Source organism: Mailhella sp. (assembly GCF_057866825.1).
Map to the genome: position 1 here is coordinate 37,512 of NZ_DBMAHT010000004.1, position 20,331 is coordinate 57,842.

Here is a 20,331-nt window from a genome sequence, read left to right on the forward strand (position 1 = left end):
GACATTGGATTTCTTGAAAATGACTTCTCTCTCCTCTTCTTCCAGCAGAAAGGTCGCATGGCTCAAGCTTGTGGCACTCAGCATTGTCACATGGCTGTTTCTGGGGGAATTCCTCCCCTGGGTGTACGATGTGGTGCCCCCACTCCGGCATTCGAGGGATCAGCAGGCCAGGTTCGACATCTCGGCGGGAGCCATTTACTATACGGACGTGCCTGTATCGCTTGACAGCGAAATGGCCTCCCGCGAGGCTGTGCAGAAGGCCATAGAGCTTCGGGCCTCTTCCTTGTAGTTTTTTTTCCTGTTCGGAAAATGTAAAATGCCGCAGGCGATTGCCTTCGGCATTTTTTTTAGGGGGCAGGTTTCTATTGTTCTGCCGGTGTCCCCTGTGCTATTCTCTCCCTCGACGCCGTTTTCCGGCAGGGAAAGCGCGTCGGAATCTCAATTACCATGGAAAGTCATATGCAGCATATTGAAAGCATGGGGGACAAGTGGTTTGTCCTCGGAGTTGATGCCAGGCAGGTTGTCGGCGTGATGGCCACCACTCTGGAACTCGGCGGCAGCCGTCCCGTGTGGGGCATGAAGGACGAACAGGTGGAGCGCATGCTCATGGCCTGGCCGAGCGAGTCGCTTCTGCGCTCGTCGGTGCTCATGGCGGGCAAGCCGGACGGCAATCTCTCCGCCGTGGCCGTGGCTCCTCTCATGGAAGGCTTCTCCAACACGCTCACCATCAGGGACGTCTATCCCTGGAAGGGCGAACATGCCGGCGAAATTCTTGCCGGCACCGACGATTTCCCGCCGTTCTGGTTCTACGCGCCGCTGTTTTTCCGCGACGGCGTCGGCGACGTGGAGGGAAAGAGCTTCAACTTTCTCCTCTCCGGCCTGTGCTACGGCATCCGCCGCGCCCTGCTCGACGAACTGACCGTGACGCAGGGCCCCGCCTATGAAAAGCACGCCCTGGAATGGATGAAGCAGCATCCCGACAAGACCCGTCTCGACGTGCCTGCGCTCAAGATTCCGCTCAAGGGCAGAACGCTCATCGACGTCACCGATCACTGCTGCGAGTACCAGTGCCGCGCCAGAATTTTTGATGTGGACAGCTTCATGTTCGGGCCGGAAAAGTCGCAGATGAAGATTTATCGTTTCGGCGTGGGCTTCGGCAATCCCGAAAAGCCGGTCTATGCCATCATCTACGCGCCCGAGCGCATCTGCTACAAGGGTTACGAACCCAAGGAAGGCGACGACGTGGACATGATCTTCTGGATGCAGGGCCGCGTGGACGACACCGAAGGCAAGGTGGCTCCGGCAACGGAAGAAAGCGTCATTCCCGAACCGAACAAGGAATAACATGGAAGCTCTGAAGGATATCATGCTGCGCGTGGCGGGCGTCATCGAGGAGTCCATCGTCGATGGACCGGGGCTCCGCTTCGTGCTTTTTCTTCAGGGCTGCCGCACGCACTGCAAGGGCTGCCAGAATCCCCAGACCTGGGACTTCAACGGAGGCACGCTGGTTTCGGCTGAGGACGTTCTGGCCCGCATTCAGGGCGATCCCCTGGTTCACGGCATCACCTTCAGCGGCGGCGAGCCCTTTGAGCAGGCGCAGGCGCTGCTGCCTCTGGCCGCCGAACTGAAGCGGCGCGGCTATCATCTCATGGCGTTCAGCGGCTACACCTTCGAGCAGCTTCTGCCGAAGCCCGGCTGCCGCGAACTGCTTTCTCTTCTGGATCTTCTTGTGGACGGGCCGTTCATTGAGGAGGAAAAGTCGCTGGAGCTGCGGTTCCGCGGCTCGCGCAATCAGCGCATTCTGAATCTGGCTGCTTCCAGAGACGCCGGGTGGACGCCCGTGCTGGACGCGCTGAACGGGCCTATCGAGCGCTAGGCATTTTTGCCTTTTGACGCATGGCGCGGGGAAGAGTCTCCCTTTCGGGGGGCTTTTCTCCGCGTTTTTTCATGGACTTTTGTTCGCGGGGCGGAGGCGTTCGTTCGGCGCGAAGGTGCCCTGACCGACTGCGAAGGCGCAGGGCTTTGGGACGCGGAACGGACGCGCAGGCGGGCCCGTGCCGCGGCAGAACGTTTCGGAGTCGGCGCGGAGGTCGGGGGAGACGGCCCGACTCGGCAAGAAGTTTTTGGGGCTTCGGTGCCGTATCCGGCGGAGCCGGGGCTGCGGAAAGGACTTCTACCGATGAGCAGACCTCAGGCGGAACATGGCGGAAGGATCAGTCTGCATCTCTGGGACGGCAGACGGAGGGGGAGGCGCGGCGCATACGGCAAAGAGCGCAGCCTGCCGTGTCTGGGCTGTCGGACGGAGGGGCACCTGGGGCGTGCGATGGACAGTGTATCCCGTGCGACGAAAAATTCAGCCCGCCGTGCCTGAAATGTCGCACGAGGGAAGACGAGGCGCCTGACGGAGCGGCTGGCGGACTTTTGCGGGCAGGCTGTCCGCGGGGTTTGCGGGGGCGTCCGGCATGGCCGTTTTCCGCGTTCACGGGCCCGCCTGCGGCGCAGTGTTCGCTTTTTTCATCAAGGAGTCGGGCCGGAGCATTCTGCGTCTCAGGCGGCGCGTGCGGCCCTGTGAAGATCTGGAGAGATTCGGGGGAGCCGGAGAAACCGGGGAAGCTGGCCGGAGCGCGGCTCTTGTGCTCCGGCAGGCTCCGGTGAGGGCTTCGGAAAAGCGGTGCTGCCCGCGTTTTTGGCATGAAAAAAGGGACGGACCCCAAAAGGTCCGTCCCCGTAAGTTTTTTTTGCCGCAGGACCGGATTACTTCCAGTTGTCCATGCTGCAGTGCTTGACGCGATCACGTTCTTCCGCGGCCTTGCCGTCGTTGAAGCGGTCGAGGGTGCCTACGAGGTAACCGGTGATGCGGCGGATACGCTCGAACTTGACATTGGAACCGACGAGAATCTGATCGGTGGTGGCAGCCACATCGGACTTGCAATGGATCATGAGAACGCTCCTTAGAGTTTGATATTCGGAATTTTGTCATGGGCTTCGCTGCGTTCGTCGCTGGTGCGGCTGTCGCGGATGTAGCCCTTGATCTGTTTCAGAACGGAAAGAGGAATGCCTTCGCCGTCGTGTCTGCCGCAGCGGGGGCAGACGTCGCCGATGATGCCGGTATAGCCGCATACGGGATCGCGGTCAACGGGATGGTTGATGGATCCGTAGCCGATGCCCATTTCCTTCATGGCCTTGACGATGTCTTCAAAGGCCTCAAGGTTGTTGAGCGGATCGCCGTCCACTTCCACATAGCTGATGTGGCCGCCGTTGGTCAGGGCGTGGTAGGGGGCTTCAAGGCGTATCTTGTTGAATGCGTTGATGGGGAAGTACACCGGAATGTGGAACGAGTTGGTGTAGTAGTCTCTGTCGGTGATGCCGGGAATGCTGCCGAAGAGCTTGCGGTCGTACTTGACGAAGCGGCCGGCGAGGCCTTCGGCGGGGGTGGCGATCACGGTGAAGTTCAGTCCGGTTTCCTCGCCCTTGGCGTCGGAGCGCTCGCGCAGGGTGCGCACGATGCGCAGACCCAGTTCCTGCGCTTCCTCGGATTCGCCGTGATGCACGCCGATGAGCGCCTTCAGGCATTCGGCGAGGCCGATGAAGCCGGTGGTCAGGGTGCCGTGCTTGAGCACTTCGCCCACTTCGTCGCCGGGGGCCAGGCTTTCGGAATCCAGCCAGATGCCCTGTCCCATGAGGAAGGGATAGTTGCGGCAGCGCTTGTGGCTCTGAATTTCGAGGCGTTCGAGAAGCTGACCGAAGACGAGATCGATCTTTTCGTTGAGTTCCTCGAAGAATCCTTCCACGTCGCCGCGGTGCTTGAGGCCGAGGCGGGGCAGGTTGATGGACGTGAACGAGAGGTTGCCGCGGCCGAAGGTGGTTTCACGTTCGGGGTCGTAGCGGTTGGCCATGACGCGGGTGCGGCAGCCCATGTAGGCTACTTCATGGTTGGGATCATTGCCCCGGAGATAGGGGGCGTTGAAGGGCGCATCCATGAAGGAGAAGTTGGGGAACAGGCGCTTGGCGGACACGCGGCAGGCGAGCTTGAACAGGTCGTAGTTGGGATCGCCGGGGTTGAAGCTGTAGCCGTCGCGCACCTTGAAGATGTGGATGGGGAAAATGGGCGTTTCGCCGTTTCCGAGACCCGCATCTTCGGCCAGCAGGGTGTTCTTGATGACCATGCGGCCTTCGGGCGTGGTGTCGGTGCCGTAGTTGATGGAGCTGAAGGGAACCTGAGCGCCGGCGCGGCTGTGCATGGTGTTCAGGTTGTGGATCAGTCCTTCCATGGCCTGATAGGTGTCCTTGTCGGTCTTGGCGAGGGCCTTGTCGATGACGTGGGCGGCTTCCTTTTCGGAAAGGCGGGTCATGAGCTGCTGCTTCACGAAGTCGAGGCCTTCCTCGTTGAGGATGGACCGGAAGGAGGCGTATTCGCCCGTGGGGAAGGCGCGGGAACGCAGCGCGGTTTTCACTTCGTTGCGGAAGTCTTCGGGCGCGTCGCGCATGTCGAGGGCGAGGTCGATGTTCTTGATGAAGCTGCGGGCCACGCCGGGAGCGAGACCGTATTCAAAGTTGGGAATGCTCTGGCCGCCGTGCTGATCGTTCTGGTTGGACTGAATGGCGATGCAGGCGAGGGCGCTCGCGCACTGAATGCTGTTGGGTTCGCGCAGGAAGCCGTGACCGGTGTTGAAACCGCCGTTGAACAGCTTCTTGATGTCGATCTGGCAGCAGGTGGTGGTGAGGGAGAGGAAGTCGAGGTCGTGAATGTGAATGTCGCCTTCCTCGTGCGCGCGGCTGTATTCGGGCGAGAGCAGATAGTTCTTGTAGAAGGCCTTGGCCGCCTCGCTGCCGTAGCGCAGCATGGTGCCCATGGGCGTGTCGCCGTCGATGTTGGCGTTCTCGCGCTTGAGGTCCAGCTCCTTGGCGTCGGTGAAGGAAAGATCCTTCAACGTGTTCATGAGTCTGGTCTTCATTTCGCGCACGCGGGTGCGTTCGTTGCGGTAGAGAATATACGCCTTGGCGGTGCGGGCATGACCGGCTTCGATGAGCACCTTTTCCACGAGATCCTGCACGTGTTCCACGTCGGGCGTGTCGCCGCCTTCGGCCTCGAGCATGTCGAGCACCTGATCGGCGAGGTTGCGGGACATGGCGCGATCGGTGCCGCCCTGAGCCTTCGCCGCTCGGAAGATCGCCTCATCTATCTTGGCGATGTCAAAGGGGACCACTCGAGAATCGCGTTTTTTGATGAAGCGAATCATAACCTGTGTAACCTGTGTATTCCTTGTGAAGCCTGGGGAATCCTGGAGAGGCCAGGAAAAGACGCAGCCACCCGGCTTTTGTGGCAACTGCGCGGATATAAAGACAAAAATACTCGGGACTCATGCCTTGCGGCGCACGTTTTTTCGATGCGCGGAGCCAGGATGAAAAGGCATGTTTACCGACCCGAGAAGAAGAGCCTAGCGTGCCGAGGGGAGTGGGTCAAGCATCGTTCGGAAAAGAACTGAAGGTTATCCGATGCTCGCATGATGAGATTCGTCTTGGGGCGCGGCTCCCGGGCGGCCCAAAAAAATTTTTGTGCAGCGGGGGGGCGCGGGGGAGCTCTTGACAAGGGTCGCCGTCATGGGTAAAACGTCTTCACGCAGTGGAAGGCGGGGTCTGATTCAGCTCTGTCTTTCTACATCCTGATGCACCGCGCAAGGCGGTCTGGTAGGGGTGGCCTGACGACGGCCTCCCTTTTTTTATTATATAAGGTATGATGCATGGGAAAAGGACTTTCTCCTGAACAGATCGTCCGCCGCGTCCGCGAGGCGGCGGAACCTGTCGTCGCGTCGTTTGGCCTGATGCTCTGGGGCATTGAGGTCGTGGCGGGCGGGCGCACCGTGGTGCGCGTGTATGTGGACGCCCCCGCCGGCGGCGACGTCGCCGTGGATGGCAACGGTGAGAACGGCATGCTGGAAGGCGTGTCCGTGGATCAGTGCGCGGAAATTTCCCGTATGGTGGGTCTGGCCCTTGAGGTCGATGAGGTGTTTGCCGACGCCTGGGTGCTGGAAGTGTCCTCCCCGGGCATGGATCGGCTGTTTTTTGAGCCCGCGCAGCTTTCTCCCTACGTCGGGCGAGAGATAGACGTGACTCTTGCGGATCCCCATCCCGAGATCGCCGGTCGGCGCAAGTTCCGGGGACCGCTCGTGAGCGTTTCGGAAAACGCCTTTGTCATGGAGGTGCTTCTTGCGCCCGCTGCGGGCGAAAAGCCCGTTCCCTCCAATGTTTCCATTCGATGGGACTGGGTAAGAAAGGCGCGCCTCGTCCCTGTTTTTCCTGACACCAGCAAGCCCGGAGCCGGAAAGAGCGCGAAAAAAGCTGCCGGCAAAGGCGGAGGTAAGCAAGCATGAGCCTGGAACTGAAGAAAGCCATTGAACAGATCAGCAAGGACAGAGGGCTGGATCGCGATATGCTCATCAGCACTCTTGAGGAAGCCGTGCGCACGTCGGTGACCCGCAAGTACGGTGATGATCTGGACGTGGAAGTGCATTACAGCGACGACACCGGCGACATCGAGGTGTTCCAGTTCAAGTTCGTCGTGGACGAGGTGGAGGATCCGCTCACCCAGATTTCCCTGGAAGAGGCCCGTCAGCACGATCCTTCCATTCAGATTGACGACGAAATGGGCTTCCGCCTCAAGGTGGAGGATCTCGGCCGGATTGCCGCTCAGTCCGCCAAGCAGGTCATCATCCAGCGCATGCGCGACGCCGAGCAGGAACTCATTTACGAGGAATTCAAGGACCGCGTGGGCGAAATCGTGAGCGGCATGGTGCAGCGCCGCGACAAGGGCGGCTGGGTCATCAACCTGGGCCGCACCGAGGCTCTGCTGCCCCGCGAGGAACAGATTCCCAGAGAACATTACAAGCGCAACGACCGCATTCAGGCGCTCATCATCGACGTGCGCCGCGAGGGCCGCGGTCCGCAGGTCATCATTTCCCGCGCGCACCGCGACTACATGGCCGCCCTCTTCCGCCGCGAAGTGCCCGAAGTGGACGACGGCAGCGTGCAGATCATGGGCGTGGCCCGCGATCCCGGTTCCCGCGCCAAGGTGGCCGTGCTCTCCCGCGAGCGCGACATCGATCCCGTGGGCGCCTGCGTGGGCGTGCGCGGATCCCGCATTCAGAACATCGTGCAGGAGCTGCACGGCGAGCGCATCGACATCGTGGTGTGGAGCCCCGATATCGCCACCTACGCCCGCAACGCGCTGGCTCCGGCGCTGGTGTCGCGCATCAACGTGGACGAGGCTTCCAACCTTCTGGAAGTCACCGTGCCGGACGATCAGCTTACCAACGCCATCGGCCGCAAGGGTCAGAACGTGAAGCTCGCGGCCAAGCTCCTCGGCTGGAAGATCGACATCTTCACCGAGTCCCGCTACCACGAAGCCAACGCCGCCGGCCGCGGTCTGGAACAGGTGGCCAGCGTGGCCGAGATTCCCGTGGACAGACTGATGGACGCCGGTTTCCGTTCTCTCGACGCCCTGCGCGCCGCCTCGGACGACGAGCTTGCCGAAAAGCTTGAGCTTTCCGCCGCGCGCATTGCCGATCTGCGTGCCGCCGTGAACTTCCTCAGCCCCGTTGTGGAAGGCGAAGGCGCCGAAGAGGAAAAGGCGGAAGCCGGAGAGGAATAGAGCATGGAGAACAGGCAGGAGCCCGTGCGCATGTGTGTCGTATGCCGACGGCGTTTTGCCAAGTCGCGGCTCCTGCGTCATGTGTCTGCCCCGGAAGGCGCTGCCGCCGGCAACGGCCTTGAAGCAGATCACGCGCAGACCAGGCCCGGACGAGGCTGGTACGTGTGCGATGATCCGGTCTGCCGGGAGCGTTTTGCGGGTATGAAATTCAGGCGCAAATCTCACAAGGGGAGAAAGCATGGATAAGATAAAGATAAAAGATGCCGCGCTCGAACAGGGCATGAAGCCCGAAGAGCTTGTTGCCCGCCTGCGCGAGGCCGGGATAGAAAAGACGGTGAAAGGGTCCATCTCCCCGGAAGAATACGAAAAAGTCAAGGTTAAAAAGTCGGAGGCCTCTGTGGAAGTTGTCCGCAAGGACGTTATTATACGTCGTCGTTCCAAGCCGGCAGCGGCGCAAGCTCCTGCCGCTCCCGTAGTCGAAGAGAAGGCCGCGGCGCCCGCCGCCGCCCAGACTCCCGCCGCTCCCGAAGCCGAAGCTGCGGAAAAGGCCGCGCCTGCCGCGGAAAAGGCCCCCAGAAAGGCCAGAACGCCCCGCGAAGCCGCGCCTGTGGCGCGCATCGTGCGCCCCGCCCGCGTGGTGACTCCGGAACCCGAGCCCGCGCCTGCCGCGCCGGCTCCTGCCGCCAAGGTGGTGGAGAAGCCTGCGGTCGAAAAGCCCGCTGCGGAAAAGAGCGCGCCGGAAAAGCCCGTTGCGGCCAAGGTGGTGGAAAAGCCCGCCGACGAGTCTGCGGACAAGACGGCCCCCGCCCGCAAGACGGAGGCTCCCGCCGCCCGCATCGTGACGCCCCGCCCTGCGCCCGCTCCCGCGAAGGAGGAAAAGCCGGAAGTGCGCCCCGCCGCTTCGGCCGAACCGGCGAAGCCCGAACGCGCCCGCAGAGCTCCTGCGGCTTCCGCCGAGCCGGAAGGCTCTTCCCAGCCCAGCCTGCTGCCTCCCGTGCAGGAACGCCGTCACGTCTCCGAAGAGCATGAAGGCGAAGACGCCCGCAAGAAGGCCCAGCCCGCCGCCGACGGCACGCCCCGCGTGCGCGTCATTTCCCGCCCCGATCCCACGCAGGCCCGCATCATTCGTCCCGCGTCTCCCTCGGAGAACCGCTCTTCCCGCGACGGCGACAATCGCCGCGACGGAGGTCGCCGCGACGCGCGTCCCGTGCGTCCCGACGCCCGCGACGGTCGCGACGGTCGTGACGGCCGCGACGGAGACAATCGCGACAACCGTCGCTCCGGCGGCAACCGTCCTTCCGGCAATCGTCCGGCGGGCGGCCGTTCCGCCGGCGGCTCCTTCACGCCGCCCTTCGGCCAGCAGCCTCCCATGGAGAACGAGCAGAGCCGCAAGAAGCGCAACAGCAAGAGCCGTCGTTCCACCGACTTCCCGCAGGATGCCGACGATTTCAGCCGTCGTCACGGCGGCCCCGACATGGACGACGATGAGGGCATGGTCCGCACCCGCCGGTCGCACAAGCCCAAGAAGCAGCAGCATCAGGCGGTGAGCCAGTCCACCCAGCCCATGAAGGCCACCAAGCGCAAGATTCGCGTGGAAGAATCCATCCGCGTGTCGGAACTGGCCCATCAGATGGGCGTGAAGTCCAGCGAAGTCATCAAGGTTCTGTTCGGTCTCGGCGTGATGGCCACCATCAACAACGCCCTCGACATCGACACCGCCACGCTCGTGGCTTCGGAATTCGGCTACGAAGTGGAAAAGGTGGGCTTCTCCGAAGAAGATTACCTCGTGCCCACCGTGGTGGATACGCCCGAGATGCTCAAGCCCCGTCCTCCGGTGGTGACCATCATGGGCCACGTCGACCACGGCAAGACCTCTCTGCTCGACGCCATCCGCAAGACCAGCGTGACCAGCGGCGAAGCGGGCGGCATTACGCAGCACATCGGCGCGTATCTCGTGAAGACCAAGCGCGGCGACATCGTGTTCCTCGACACGCCCGGCCATGCGGCCTTCACCGCCATGCGCGCCCGCGGCGCGCAGGTGACCGACCTCGTGGTGCTCGTGGTCGCCGCCGACGACGGCGTCATGGAACAGACCCGCGAAGCCATCAACCACTCCCGCGCCGCCGGCGTGCCCATTCTGGTGGCCGTGAACAAGATAGACAAGGAAACCGCCAACCCCGACCGCGTGCTCCGCGAGCTCTCCGAACTCGGACTGCAGCCCGAAGCCTGGGGCGGCGACACCGTGGTGGCCATGGTTTCCGCCAAGACGGGCAAGGGCCTCGACGATCTTCTGGAACTCATCGCCCTCCAGGCCGAAATTCTGGAACTCAAGGCCAATCCCGACAAGCCCGCCCGCGGTCACGTGGTGGAAGCCAAGCTCGACAAGGGCCGCGGCCCCGTGGCCACCGTGCTCGTGCAGGAAGGCACGCTGCATCAGGGCGACGTGTTCGTGTGCGGCGTGTTCTCCGGCCGCGTGCGCGCTCTCTTCAACGATCAGGGCCGCAAGATCAAGGAAGCCGGACCTTCCATGCCTGTGGAAATCCAGGGCTTTGAAGGCGTGCCGGAAGCCGGCGACGAGTTCGTGTGCCTCGAAGATGAAAAGACGGCCCGCCGCATCGCCGAATCCCGCGCCACCAAGCTGCGCGAAAAGGAACTGGCCAAGGTGTCCCGCGTGACCCTTGAAAACTTCCTCAAGCAGAGCGCGGACGCGCAGGAAACGCAGGTGCTCAACGTGGTGCTCAAGGCCGACGTGCAGGGCTCTCTGGAAGCCATTACCGAGTCGCTGCGCAAGCTCAGCACCGACAAGGTGCGCATCGACATTATCCACGGCGGCGCGGGCGCGATTTCGGAATCCGACGTCATGCTGGCTGCGGCGTCCAACGCCATCATCATCGGCTTCAACGTCCGTCCCACGGCCAAGGTCAAGGAAGTGGCCGAGCAGGAACAGGTGGACATCCGCTTCTACGACATCATCTACAAGCTGGTGGACGAGATCAAGAGCGCCATGGCCGGCCTGCTGGCTCCCGTGTCCAAGGAAGTGTATCTCGGTCAGGCCGAAGTGCGTCAGACCTTCTCCGTGCCCAAGGTCGGCCTTATTGCGGGCTGCATGGTTACGGACGGCAAGCTCACCCGCACCGCCAACGTGCGCCTGCTGCGCGACGGCGTGGTGGTGTACACCGGCAAGATCGCTTCCCTCAAGCGCCTCAAGGACGACGCCCGCGAAGTCGTGCGCAACCTTGAATGCGGCGTGGGCCTCGACAACTTCCACGACATCAAGGTCGGCGACGTCATCGAAGCCTTTGAAGTGGTGGAGGAAGCGGCCTCTCTGGACTGATGATCCAAAGAACGCGCGTTGAACGGGCGGCGTCTGCCGTCTGACAATGACATACCCTGAAGGGCGGAAGGAGCGATCCTTCCGCCCTTTTTCGTCGCTCGGCATTTGCGCGAGGAAAGCCGCCTGTGTGCGGGAAAATCCGCCTGCAAAAATCTGCGGCCGGGAGGGCCCTCTTGGCGCGAAGACGAAAGACCTGGGAGAAGACCGGGGAAAAGCGCAGAGCGCGGGAGAGAGGCGGAGAGGGGCGCTGGAAGGCGCGTCGGCGCCGGAGCCGATGGCCTATGTCCGCTTGACTCACGTTCCGAGTTCTTCGAGGCGGCGAACGGGGGAGAAAGCGTGCCGGAGGGAGCGGGGAACATTCCGGTGTGATTTCCCGAAGCTCTCCCGGTTCCCGGCAAGAGCTGTGTGCGTCGGGCGTTCAGCGCGGCGTCCTTGAGTCCGAAGCCTTTCCCGGCGAAGTCGGCGCGCCCTCGGTCTTTTGCGCGCATGTTCCGAGAGCCCGGCGTTCTGCGGCGCAGCTTTTCCGGCAAGGCGGTCGAGTCCGGCCTTGACCATGAAAAAGGCCGACCCCGTTGCGGGATCGGCCTTGATGATGAAGCGGATGTCGGCGTCGGCGTTTTTGCCGAGGCTCGCCGGGGGTGCGCGGCGTCAGTTCTGCGCCACGCCCCAGTCGTGTCCTTTTTCCGGATCCAGCTGCCAGACGTTCCTGTGCAGTTCGTTCAAGAGGCGCGGATCCATGAGCAGCGCCGACTTTTCCTGCTTGGAAAGGCCGCGCGGCCCGGTTTCGAGAGCCTTGGCTAGCAGGGCGCGGCGCATCTTTTCGCGCTCTTCGCCGATGGGGCGTTCCCACTTGCGGCGACGGATGAGGGCGATGTGCAGCGCATGCACGCGGGGAATGACCACGGCACGCGTGAAGCCCTTGTCGCGCGCGATGGTGAAGGGCGAATAGCGGTCGGGGCGTTCGAGTTCTTTGTGCATGTCGGCCTGTTCGGGCTCGGCCTTGAGTTCGGACGAGGTGATGAAGAGGCCCATGCGCTTGGCGGCCAGGCCCCAGCTCACGCGGCTGGTGAACACCGAAAGCGGAATGGAGAGCACGAGGCCGACGGCGATGGGCGAGAACCAGATGAAGAAGCCCGGGTTGATGAGCCACATGACGCCGCCCCACAAAAGGCCGATGAGCGTGCCCCACCAGTGGAAGCGGATGGCGTCGCTCCAGCTTGTGCCGGTGTCGCTGCGGTTCTGGGTGTTCCACGAAACCTTCCAGCCGAGCAGGGTGGTGACCACGAAGAAGCTGTGGAAGAGCATGCGCACGGGGGCGAGCAGCGTGGAAATGAGCACTTCGCCGAGCACGCTCATGCACATGCTGAAGGCTCCGCCGAAGTTTTTGGCGCCGCCTTTGCGCAGCGTGAGAACGATGGCGAAAATCTTGGGCATGAACAGCATGATGCAGGTGCTCACGAGCAGCAGCAGAGCCCATTTGGGATACCAGGTGGGCCACACGGGGAACAGCGTGGGGCCGTTCGGGAAGTAGGAGGGCGGAATGAAGGCTTCCGTCACGGCCTGAATGGAGCTGAACACCAGGAAGAACAGCCACAGCAGGGCCGAGGCGTAGGACATGATGCCGTTGATGAACAGCGCGCGATGCGTGGGGAAGATGCCGCCCGAGAAAATGAGACGGCTGTGCTGCAGGTTGCCCTGGCACCAGCGGCGGTCGCGTATGAGTTCATCGATGAGCGAAGGCGGACTTTCTTCCCAGGAGCCGTCGAGGTCGTAGGCCAGCCACACGCCGTAGCCTGCGCGCCGCATGAGGGCGGATTCCACGAAGTCGTGGCTCAGAATGTCGCCGGCGAGGGGACCGCGTCCGGGCAGGGTGGGAAGCTGACAGTGCTTGATGAAGGGATCCACGCGTATGATGGCGTTGTGTCCCCAGTACTGGGCGTCGCCGAGCAGCCAGAAGTGCAGGCCCGTGGCGAACACGGGGCCGTAGAGATGGTTCGCAAACTGCTGCACGCGGGCCACGAGGCTGTTCATGTTCACGGCGAGCGGCGGCGTCTGGATCATGCCCATTTCGGGATGCAGTTCCATGGACTTCACCATGCGCACCATGGTGCGGCCGCTCATGACGCTGTCGGCGTCGAACACGATCATGTACTTGTACTGCGCGCCCCAGCGGCGGCAGAAGTCGGCCACGTTGCCGCTCTTGCGCTTGGTGTTGTTGCGGCGGCGACGGTAGAAAATGTGGTTGAACACGTTTTCTCTCTGGCAGAATTCGTACCAGGCTTCCTCTTCGGCCACCCAGGAGTCGGGACTGGTGGAGTCGCTGAGAATGAAGATGTCGAACTTGTCGCTTTCGCCGGTCTGCACCAGGGAATGCCAGGTGGCGGCAATGCCCGCCATGTATTTGCGGGTGTCCTCGTTGTACACGGGGAAGAGAATGGCGGTGCGGGTCGTGTCGGGAATGTTCACGGCGTCGCATCCGCGCGTGGGGGTGAAGCGGTCCACCTTGTGGGAGAGCACCCAGCAGCCCGCCACGCACATCCAGAAGCCGATGGAAATCCATCCGAACAGGATGGCGAAAAGCACGGCCGTCATGATTTTGACGGCTTCAATGCCCTGCTGCGGCAGAATGCTGTACATGAGGTACGCGCCGATGACGGCGGGCACGAGAATCAGCGTCATGAGCAGGGTGCGGCGGCGGCCCGCCACTTTTTCCCATTCCAGCTGCTGGCGCTGCCTGTCGGCGCTGTCCTTCCAGGAGGCGCGAGCGGCCATGCCCGACGGGCGGAAGATGCGAAACAGACGGCTCAGCGTTTTTTTGAAGATGCTCAGCCACGGCGTGCGGTCGAGTTCTTCGGCCAGCATGGAGCTGCGGGTCATGCCCGGGGCGGACACGAGATGCGGAGCTTCGTCGCCGGGAATGAGTTCACGGCCTTTTTCCGCCAGAATGGCGTGGAGGCAGGCGAGGGCCTCGTGGTAGCTCGGATGATCGGATTCACAGCGTTTCAGGCTTTCCAGCGCGAGTTCCACGCTGGCTTTCGGCGAGAGGTTCAGCCCGCGCGCATAGAGCAGAATGCGGTCGCGAACCCGGAAATCCATATCCTGATAGGCGTTCATACGAAGACCTTTTGAAGAGGTTGACGGAGGCAGGGCGGCAGGGAAAATTTTTCCCCGCACTCCGCGCTCCGGGAACGGGAGCGTTCCGGCAGAGGCGGATTACTGCTGCTGCAGCTGCCAGTCGTAGATCCAGGTTTCGGTCAGAGGATCGGGCAGGTTTTCGCCCTTCTTGAGCAGGGCGCGGAAGCGCAGCATGACGGGCCCTTTGCGCGCGGCCATGAGGCTCTGAATGACGCCTTCTTCCTTGGGAAGACGCACGGTGAAGGTGAGCCGCCAGCCGCCCGTGGCCGGATTGCGCAGCAGCTTCTTTTCCAGCAGCGGAATGGGCTCGGGCGTTTCCACGATGCTCGAAAGGCCGGTGTCCGCGGGGAGCGTGGCCAGTTCGCCGCCGGCGAAATCCACATGGAAGGTCATGGTGTCGCCGTTGCGGGAAACGCGGGTGGAGGTCACCTGTCCGCGGTCGTGCTGCTGGGTCTGGGGCTGCATCCAGTAGAGCTTCCAGCTGTACATCTGCGTGTCGGGATAGCGCAGTTCCGCTTCCGGCTGATCGGGATTGTTCTTGTCGCGGGGCTTGTCGGGCGTCCAGAAGGCCACGATGTTGTCGTGCATTTCGTCTTCCGTGGGGATTTCCACCAGGTTCAGCGTGCCGGGGCCCCAGTCGCCCTGGGGTTCCACCCACAGGGAGGGACGGCGTTCATAGGCGGCCTCGATGTCCTGATAGCTCTTGAAGTCGCTGTCGCGCTGCAGAAGGCCGAAGCCGCGCGGATTCTGAAGCGGGAAGGTGTTCACGCTGAGGCGCTTGAAGTTGGCGAGCGGGCTCCAGAACCAGTGCTTGTCGCCGTTCACGAAGAGCAGACCGTCGGAATTGTGGACTTCGGGCCGGTAGTCGCCGGGACGACCGTTTTTCTCTTCGCCGTAGAAGAACATGCTCGTGAGGGGAGCAAGGCCGATTTTCTGAATGTTTTTGGCGCCCTTGCGGGTGAAGAGCGCGCATTTCACGTCCATGACCGTGGGAGAGCCGGGCGTGATGACGAAGCGATAGGCTCCGGCCATGCTTTCGCTGTCCATGAGCGCGTAGATGGTGATGTCCTTGGCGTCGGCGGCGGGCTTCACGATCCAGAATTCCTTGAAGTAGGGGAACTCTTCGCCCTGCGCCGTGGCGGTGTCCAGGGCGAGTCCGCGGGAATAGATGCCGTAGTGCGTATCCGCAGCCAGCGCGCGGAAGTAGGACGCGCCGAGGAAAATGGCCACTTCGTCCTTGTATTCGGGCTTGTTCAGCGGATAGTGCAGACGGAATCCGGCGAAGTTCATGTCCTTGGTCTGGGCGACCTGCTTGGCCAGGTCTTCGCTGCCGTACTGGAACAGCGAAGGATCAAAGGCCACGTCTTCCACGCCTTCGTCGTTGACGATGTGTACGCGCACCGGTCTGTCGTAGTACAGGCCGGGGTGGAAGAACTGCACCGTGAAGGGCAGATTCTCCTCGGCCCAGAGCGCCTTTTCCGGCAGGTAGCGTATGCCGCTCCATTCGCCGTAATTGAGCTTGGTGAGAAATTCCGGCACGGGAGTGGTGGGAACGTACTTTGTTCCGGCCAGATCCTGTGCCTTGGCCTGCACGTCGGCAAAGGCGAAGGGCGCCGCGGCGCCGGCGGAAAGAGGAGCCGCAAAAAGAGCCGCAAGCAGGCAGAAAGAAGAAATCATGCGGTGAAACATAGGAAGTAACTCCCTGAGTATTGGGATTTGCTGTCCATGAATGAGTGTGGAGCCTGGAATGCAAAAGGAGCCGCGTGGACATGACCGCAGCGGCGGTCGGCTTGTCGGCATGAAGCACAAAATGTCTCAGCGGTTCCTCTCCTTCCTCCCTACTTAAAGCCGGAACGGCTCCATGTCCAGAGATTTTATCCCCTTGCGGCACGGGGAAGGCTAAGATAGGATGTCGCCCGGGCGGAACTTTCGCCCCTCGACGAACAGGAACTATACGGGAACTTCTATGGATGCGTTGCTGGAACTGAAACGGGTGAGCCGGGAATTTGCCGTGCGGCGGGGCTTTTTCGATCCCCGTCCGGCAAGCGTGAAGGCCGTGAACGAGGTAAGCTTCCAGCTTTCCGCCGGAGAAACCCTGGGTCTTGTGGGAGAATCGGGCTGCGGCAAGTCCACGCTCGCCCGCATGGCCGTGGGACTGCTTTCGCCCTCTTCCGGCGAGGTTCTGCTTTCGGGGCATCCCATCGGCGAATGGTCGCCTCTGGAGCGCGCAAGCCGCATTCAGATGATTTTTCAGGATCCGTTTTCTTCGCTCGATCCGCGCCAGAGCGTGGGAGCCAGCATTGCCGAACCGCTGCGCCTCGCCGCGCAGGCCGCCGGACGGCCGCTGTCGCGGGCCGAATGGCGGGAAAAGGTGCAGGACATTCTTGGGCATGTGGGGCTTCAGCCCGAGCACATCGACAGGTATCCGCATGAGTTTTCCGGCGGGCAGCGTCAGCGCGTGGCCGTGGCCAGAGCCATTGTGGCGCGGCCCGGCGCGGTGGTGTGCGACGAGCCCGTTTCCGCGCTGGACGCCTCGGTGCAGGCGCAGGTGCTGAATCTTTTGAAGGACATGCAGCAGAACATGGGCCTCGGCTACCTGTTCATTTCCCACGATCTCGGCGTCATCGGCTTCATGAGCGACCGGGTGGCCGTCATGTACCTCGGGCGTCTTGTGGAAATGGCTTCCTGCGACGAACTTTTTTCCCATGCCGCGCATCCCTACACGGAAGCGCTCATGGCCGCCGCGCCGTCGCGGGATCCGTCCCGCCGCGGCCGGGGCGCAATTCTTTCCGGAGAAATGCCGAGTCCGCTTTCTCCGCCTGCCGGATGCGCCTTCCATCCCCGCTGCCCGCATGCAAGGCCGCAGTGCCGGGAAGAAGAGCCTCCGCTTGTTGCCGTCAACCAAGGGCATGCCGTGCGCTGCCACTTCCCCCTGTGAGGACTGCATGATCATTCTTGACAAACAGTACGTGTCCCGGGAACTTCGGGATTATCTTGTTGAAAGCCGCACGCCCGTGCTCCGCAACGAAGCCGCGCTGGCCGCCGCGCCCGAAGGCGCGTTCCGCCTCGTTTCCGACGAAGAGGCCGACGCGCTGCTCGCGCAGGGCGACCGCATCTACACCACCTGCGAAAATTCCCTTTCGTGGGTGCTGAAGCATTCGCCCGACAAAGGCCTGCAGAAGGGCATAGCCCTGTGCAAGGACAAGGCCGCCTTCCGCCGCATGCTTGCGAAAATCTATCCCGACTTCCTGTTCCGCGAAGTCGCGACGGCCGATCTCGACAAGATCGACTTCAGCGAACTGAAGACGCCTTTCATTCTCAAGCCTTCCGTGGGCTTTTTCAGCGTGGGCGTGTACACCATCTTCAGCGAGGACGACTGGAAGAAGGCGCTGGAAGACATCCGTCTGCACTCCGGCGACTGGAAGAAGAACTACGACGAAAGCGTGGTGGGCAATGGCCGCTTCATCCTTGAGCAGTACATCGGCGGCGAGGAATACGCGGTCGATTTCTACTACGACGACGAAGGCCGGGCCGTCATCGTGAACATCTTCCATCACGAATTCGCTTCGGCGGACGACGTGAGCGACAGACTGTACTGCTCCGGCGCGTCCATCATCCGCGAGCATCTTGAGCCGTTCACTGAGTTCTTCAACCGCATGAACGAGGAAATGGGCGCGCGCAATCTGCCCATTCATCTGGAACTGCGCGTGGACAACGGCCGCATCATTCCCATCGAGGCCAATCCTCTGCGCTTTGCGGGCTGGTGCCTCACCGATCTTTCCCTGCACGCCTACGGCTTCCGCACCTACGACTATTTTCTGCGGAACGTCCGTCCCGACTGGGACACCCTGCTGAAGGGCAAGGAAGACAAAATCTATTCCTTCATCGTGCTGAATCCGCCGGCGAGCCTCAAGCCTTCCGACGTGTTCAACTACGACAGGCTCCGCGCCTCCTTCCGCAACGTGATGGAACTGCGTCCCATCGACTATCATACCGGCCCGGTGTTCGGCTTCCTGTTCACCGAGACGCTCGCTTCCGACCGCGCGGAACTGGATCACATTCTGCGCAGCGATCTGACCGAGTATCTCGACTGATTGCGGCAAACGCGAATCAAAGGGCGGCTTTCCCACGGAAGGCCGCTCTTTTTTTGCGCCTGCTGCGCCGTATTTTTTTGAGGGAAGGGCGGAAGGAGCGTTGCAGCGCGCGTGAGCACGCTAGGAAGGCAGAGCGGCCCGGCGCAGGGCGCAGGAAGGAGCAGCCGCGATGCGGCACGAAAGGCCGGGGCGAGGTTTGGGAGAAATGGCGCGTCGGTCGGCGAGTGTACAGCATGGTGAAGGCGCGAGGCGTGGCGGAAGGTCAGATCGAGGTTCACGCGCGACGCCCTGACGGCGCAGCCTCGATACGCGGGCGTTCAGGCTGGCTGCGGATGGCCGAAGACCGCGCGGGAGGCAGGGCATTCCGTGGGCCGGACGTTGCTGCGGGCGCGCCTTTCCCCCGAAGTTCCGGCATAAAAAATCCTCCGCCTTCCCGGAGGAAAGCGGAGGAAAAGGCGCTGCGGGCGCGGCGGCGCTACACGATGCCGTGTTCGCCGGGGCGTTCGTAGTCGTCCTTCTGCTTCGTCTTGGAGTGGTAGAGGTCCACGTCGCCGAAGGCGATGAGGATGGGCGAGGCCACGAAGATGGAGGAGAAGGTACCGAACACGATGCCGAGCGTGATGGTGAGGGCGAAGTCGTGAATGACGTTGCCGCCGAGCAGGTACAGGGCCAGGCTGGCCACCAGCGTGGTGGCGGAGGTCATGATGGTGCGCGAGAGCGTCTGGTTCACGGACTTGTTGATGATCTGCCCCATGGTGGGCTTCGGATGGGCGTCTGCGGGCACGGCACGCAGGTTTTCACGGATGCGGTCGTACACGACGATGGTGTCGTTGATGGAGTAGCCCACGAGGGTGAGCAGAGCCGCAATGACGTTGAGGTCTATTTCCACGCCGAGCAGGGTGAGCAGGCCGAGCGTGACGATCACGTCGTGAATGAGGGCCAGAATGGCGCCCAGGGCGAAGTTGAGCTTGAGTTTCCAGCAGCAGAGGAGCGTGATGATCATGCCTATGGCCACGCCCCACAGCCGGTTGAAGCCGAGGTAGGAAGCGCCGTACACGGCGGCCCAGAGCACGATGGCCATGGCTCCGGCCATGAACCAGCTGTATTCAAAGCGGCCGGAGATGTACACGGTGATGAGCAGCACGGCGTAGAACAGGGCCTCGATGGCCATGTTGCGCAGATCGTTGCCCACCTTGGGGCCCACGGATTCCAGACGCTGGATGGTGGAGGGGTTGTCGGGAATGCTGGACTTCAGCGCGGAGGACACCTGCTCGCGCAGGTCCTGATTTTCCGCCGCGGGCATGGAGAAGCGCAGCAGATAGTCGCGGTCTTCGGTATCGACCTGCTGCACGGTGAGGCCGGGCAGATCGACGTCCTTCAAGGCGGTTTTCACCTGTTCGTCGGGAATGGGCTGGGCGAATTCAATCTGCACCATGACGCCGCCGGCGAAGTCCACGCCGTAGCGCAGACCGCCGTTCCAGAAGATGGCGATCAGGCCGAGAATGATGAAGAAGCCGGAGATGCTGTAGGCTATGCGGCGGAAGCCGACAAAGTCGATGTTGGTCTGACGGGAAAGAAGTGCGAATGCCATGGAACGGACCTCTTTGTCCTAAATGCTGATTTTCTGACTGGCGGACCGGGCGACCCACGATTCAAACACGGCGCGGGAAACGAACACGGCCGTGAACATGGAGGCCAGAATGCCCAGCGACAGCGTGACGGCGAAGCCTCGGACGGGGCCCGTGCCGAACTGGTACAGAATGGCCGCGGTGATGAGCGTTGTCAGGTTCGAGTCGATGATGGAGATGCTGGCCCGGCTGAAGCCCGCCCTGACGGCTTCCATGGCGGACATGCCCGCCTTGAGCTCTTCTCTGATGCGCTCGAAGATGAGCACGTTGGCGTCCACCGACATGCCGATGGTGAGCACGATGCCCGCGATGCCGGGCAGGGTGAGCGTGGCGCCGAAGAGGGTCATGCCGGCGAGCAGAATGGTGATGGTGAAGCAGAGCATGACGTCGGCGATGAGGCCGGAGAGCCCGTAGTAGAGGGGCATGACGAGCACCACGGCGGCCGCGCCCACGAGGGATGCCTTGATGCCGCTGTTGATGGATTCCTTGCCG

Annotated in this window: 15 protein-coding genes; 9 read left to right on the forward strand and 6 right to left on the reverse strand. The window is 62.4% G+C overall.

Translation table 11 applies throughout. The features are described from left to right. Nucleotides 1-70: 70 nt before the first annotated feature. The 3 genes from ACZM96_RS01380 to nrdG all read left to right on the forward strand — a co-directional run bounded on the left by ACZM96_RS01380 (nt 71) and on the right by nrdG (nt 1,876). Complete coding sequence (locus ACZM96_RS01380; protein ID WP_489486837.1) at nt 71-289, forward strand: hypothetical protein; 219 nt, start codon at nt 71-73, stop codon at nt 287-289. Nucleotides 290-459: 170 nt separating this feature from the next. After that, a complete protein-coding gene (locus ACZM96_RS01385) occupies nt 460-1,344 on the forward strand; it encodes a hypothetical protein (protein ID WP_489486838.1) in 885 nt (294 codons plus the stop codon). A gap of 1 nt (nt 1,345) precedes the next feature. Continuing rightward, a complete protein-coding gene (gene nrdG, locus ACZM96_RS01390) occupies nt 1,346-1,876 on the forward strand; it encodes an anaerobic ribonucleoside-triphosphate reductase activating protein (RefSeq protein WP_489486839.1) in 531 nt (176 codons plus the stop codon). A gap of 878 nt (nt 1,877-2,754) precedes the next feature. Here nrdG and nrdD read toward each other — a convergent pair. Together nrdD and ACZM96_RS01400 are read right to left on the reverse strand one after the other, a co-directional pair. Further along, nucleotides 2,755-2,940 carry an anaerobic ribonucleoside-triphosphate reductase gene (gene nrdD / locus ACZM96_RS01395; RefSeq protein ID WP_294484282.1) on the reverse strand — a complete coding sequence of 62 codons (186 nt, stop codon included), beginning with the start codon at nt 2,938-2,940 and terminating at the stop codon, nt 2,755-2,757. An 11-nt stretch (nt 2,941-2,951) separates the two neighbouring features. Next, nucleotides 2,952-5,207, reverse strand: a complete 2,256-nt coding sequence (locus tag ACZM96_RS01400; RefSeq protein ID WP_489486841.1) for an anaerobic ribonucleoside triphosphate reductase — start codon at nt 5,205-5,207, stop codon at nt 2,952-2,954. Nucleotides 5,208-5,741: 534 nt separating this feature from the next. On the opposite strand from ACZM96_RS01400, the gene ACZM96_RS01405 reads away from it, so the two are divergent. The 4 genes from ACZM96_RS01405 to infB are packed head-to-tail and all read left to right on the forward strand — an operon-like array spanning nt 5,742 to nt 10,982. Beyond that, a complete protein-coding gene (locus ACZM96_RS01405) occupies nt 5,742-6,371 on the forward strand; it encodes an LSm family protein (RefSeq protein WP_489486842.1) in 630 nt (209 codons plus the stop codon). Beyond that, nucleotides 6,368-7,648: a transcription termination factor NusA gene (gene nusA, locus ACZM96_RS01410; RefSeq protein WP_294484279.1), complete on the forward strand. Its 1,281-nt coding sequence runs from the start codon at nt 6,368-6,370 to the stop codon at nt 7,646-7,648. Before ACZM96_RS01405 ends, nusA begins: the two co-directional genes overlap by 4 nt. A 30-nt stretch (nt 7,649-7,678) precedes the next feature. Then, the gene (locus ACZM96_RS01415; protein WP_489486854.1) at nt 7,679-7,894 is read left to right on the forward strand and encodes a DUF448 domain-containing protein; all 216 of its coding nucleotides are present in this window, start codon (nt 7,679-7,681) and stop codon (nt 7,892-7,894) included. Further along, a complete protein-coding gene (gene infB, locus ACZM96_RS01420; RefSeq protein WP_489486843.1) occupies nt 7,887-10,982 on the forward strand; it encodes a translation initiation factor IF-2 in 3,096 nt (1,031 codons plus the stop codon). The genes ACZM96_RS01415 and infB overlap by 8 nt, the downstream gene beginning before the upstream one ends. A 648-nt stretch (nt 10,983-11,630) precedes the next feature. On the opposite strand, the gene mdoH is transcribed toward infB, so the two are convergent. Further along, nucleotides 11,631-14,096, reverse strand: coding sequence for a glucans biosynthesis glucosyltransferase MdoH (gene mdoH, locus ACZM96_RS01425; RefSeq protein ID WP_489486845.1), 2,466 nt, complete (start codon nt 14,094-14,096; stop codon nt 11,631-11,633). A gap of 99 nt (nt 14,097-14,195) precedes the next feature. Next, nucleotides 14,196-15,806, reverse strand: a complete 1,611-nt coding sequence (locus tag ACZM96_RS01430; protein ID WP_489486846.1) for an OpgD/OpgG family glucan biosynthesis protein — start codon at nt 15,804-15,806, stop codon at nt 14,196-14,198. A 277-nt stretch (nt 15,807-16,083) separates the two neighbouring features. On the opposite strand from ACZM96_RS01430, the gene ACZM96_RS01435 reads away from it, so the two are divergent. Beyond that, entirely contained in the window at nt 16,084-17,055 is a 972-nt protein-coding gene (locus tag ACZM96_RS01435) for an ABC transporter ATP-binding protein (protein ID WP_489486848.1), read from the forward strand. A 7-nt stretch (nt 17,056-17,062) separates the two neighbouring features. After that, on the forward strand, nt 17,063-18,211 hold the full coding sequence (locus ACZM96_RS01440; RefSeq protein ID WP_489486850.1) for an ATP-grasp domain-containing protein: 1,149 nt from the start codon (nt 17,063-17,065) through the stop codon (nt 18,209-18,211). Between the two features lie 475 nt (nt 18,212-18,686). Here ACZM96_RS01440 and secF read toward each other — a convergent pair whose 3' ends face one another. Both secF and ACZM96_RS01450 read right to left on the reverse strand, forming a co-directional pair. Beyond that, on the reverse strand, nt 18,687-19,802 hold the full coding sequence (gene secF, locus ACZM96_RS01445; RefSeq protein ID WP_294484271.1) for a protein translocase subunit SecF: 1,116 nt from the start codon (nt 19,800-19,802) through the stop codon (nt 18,687-18,689). Nucleotides 19,803-19,820: 18 nt separating this feature from the next. Beyond that, a partial coding sequence (locus tag ACZM96_RS01450) for a SecD/SecF family protein translocase subunit (protein WP_489486852.1) occupies nt 19,821-20,331 on the reverse strand: 511 nt, incomplete at its 5' end.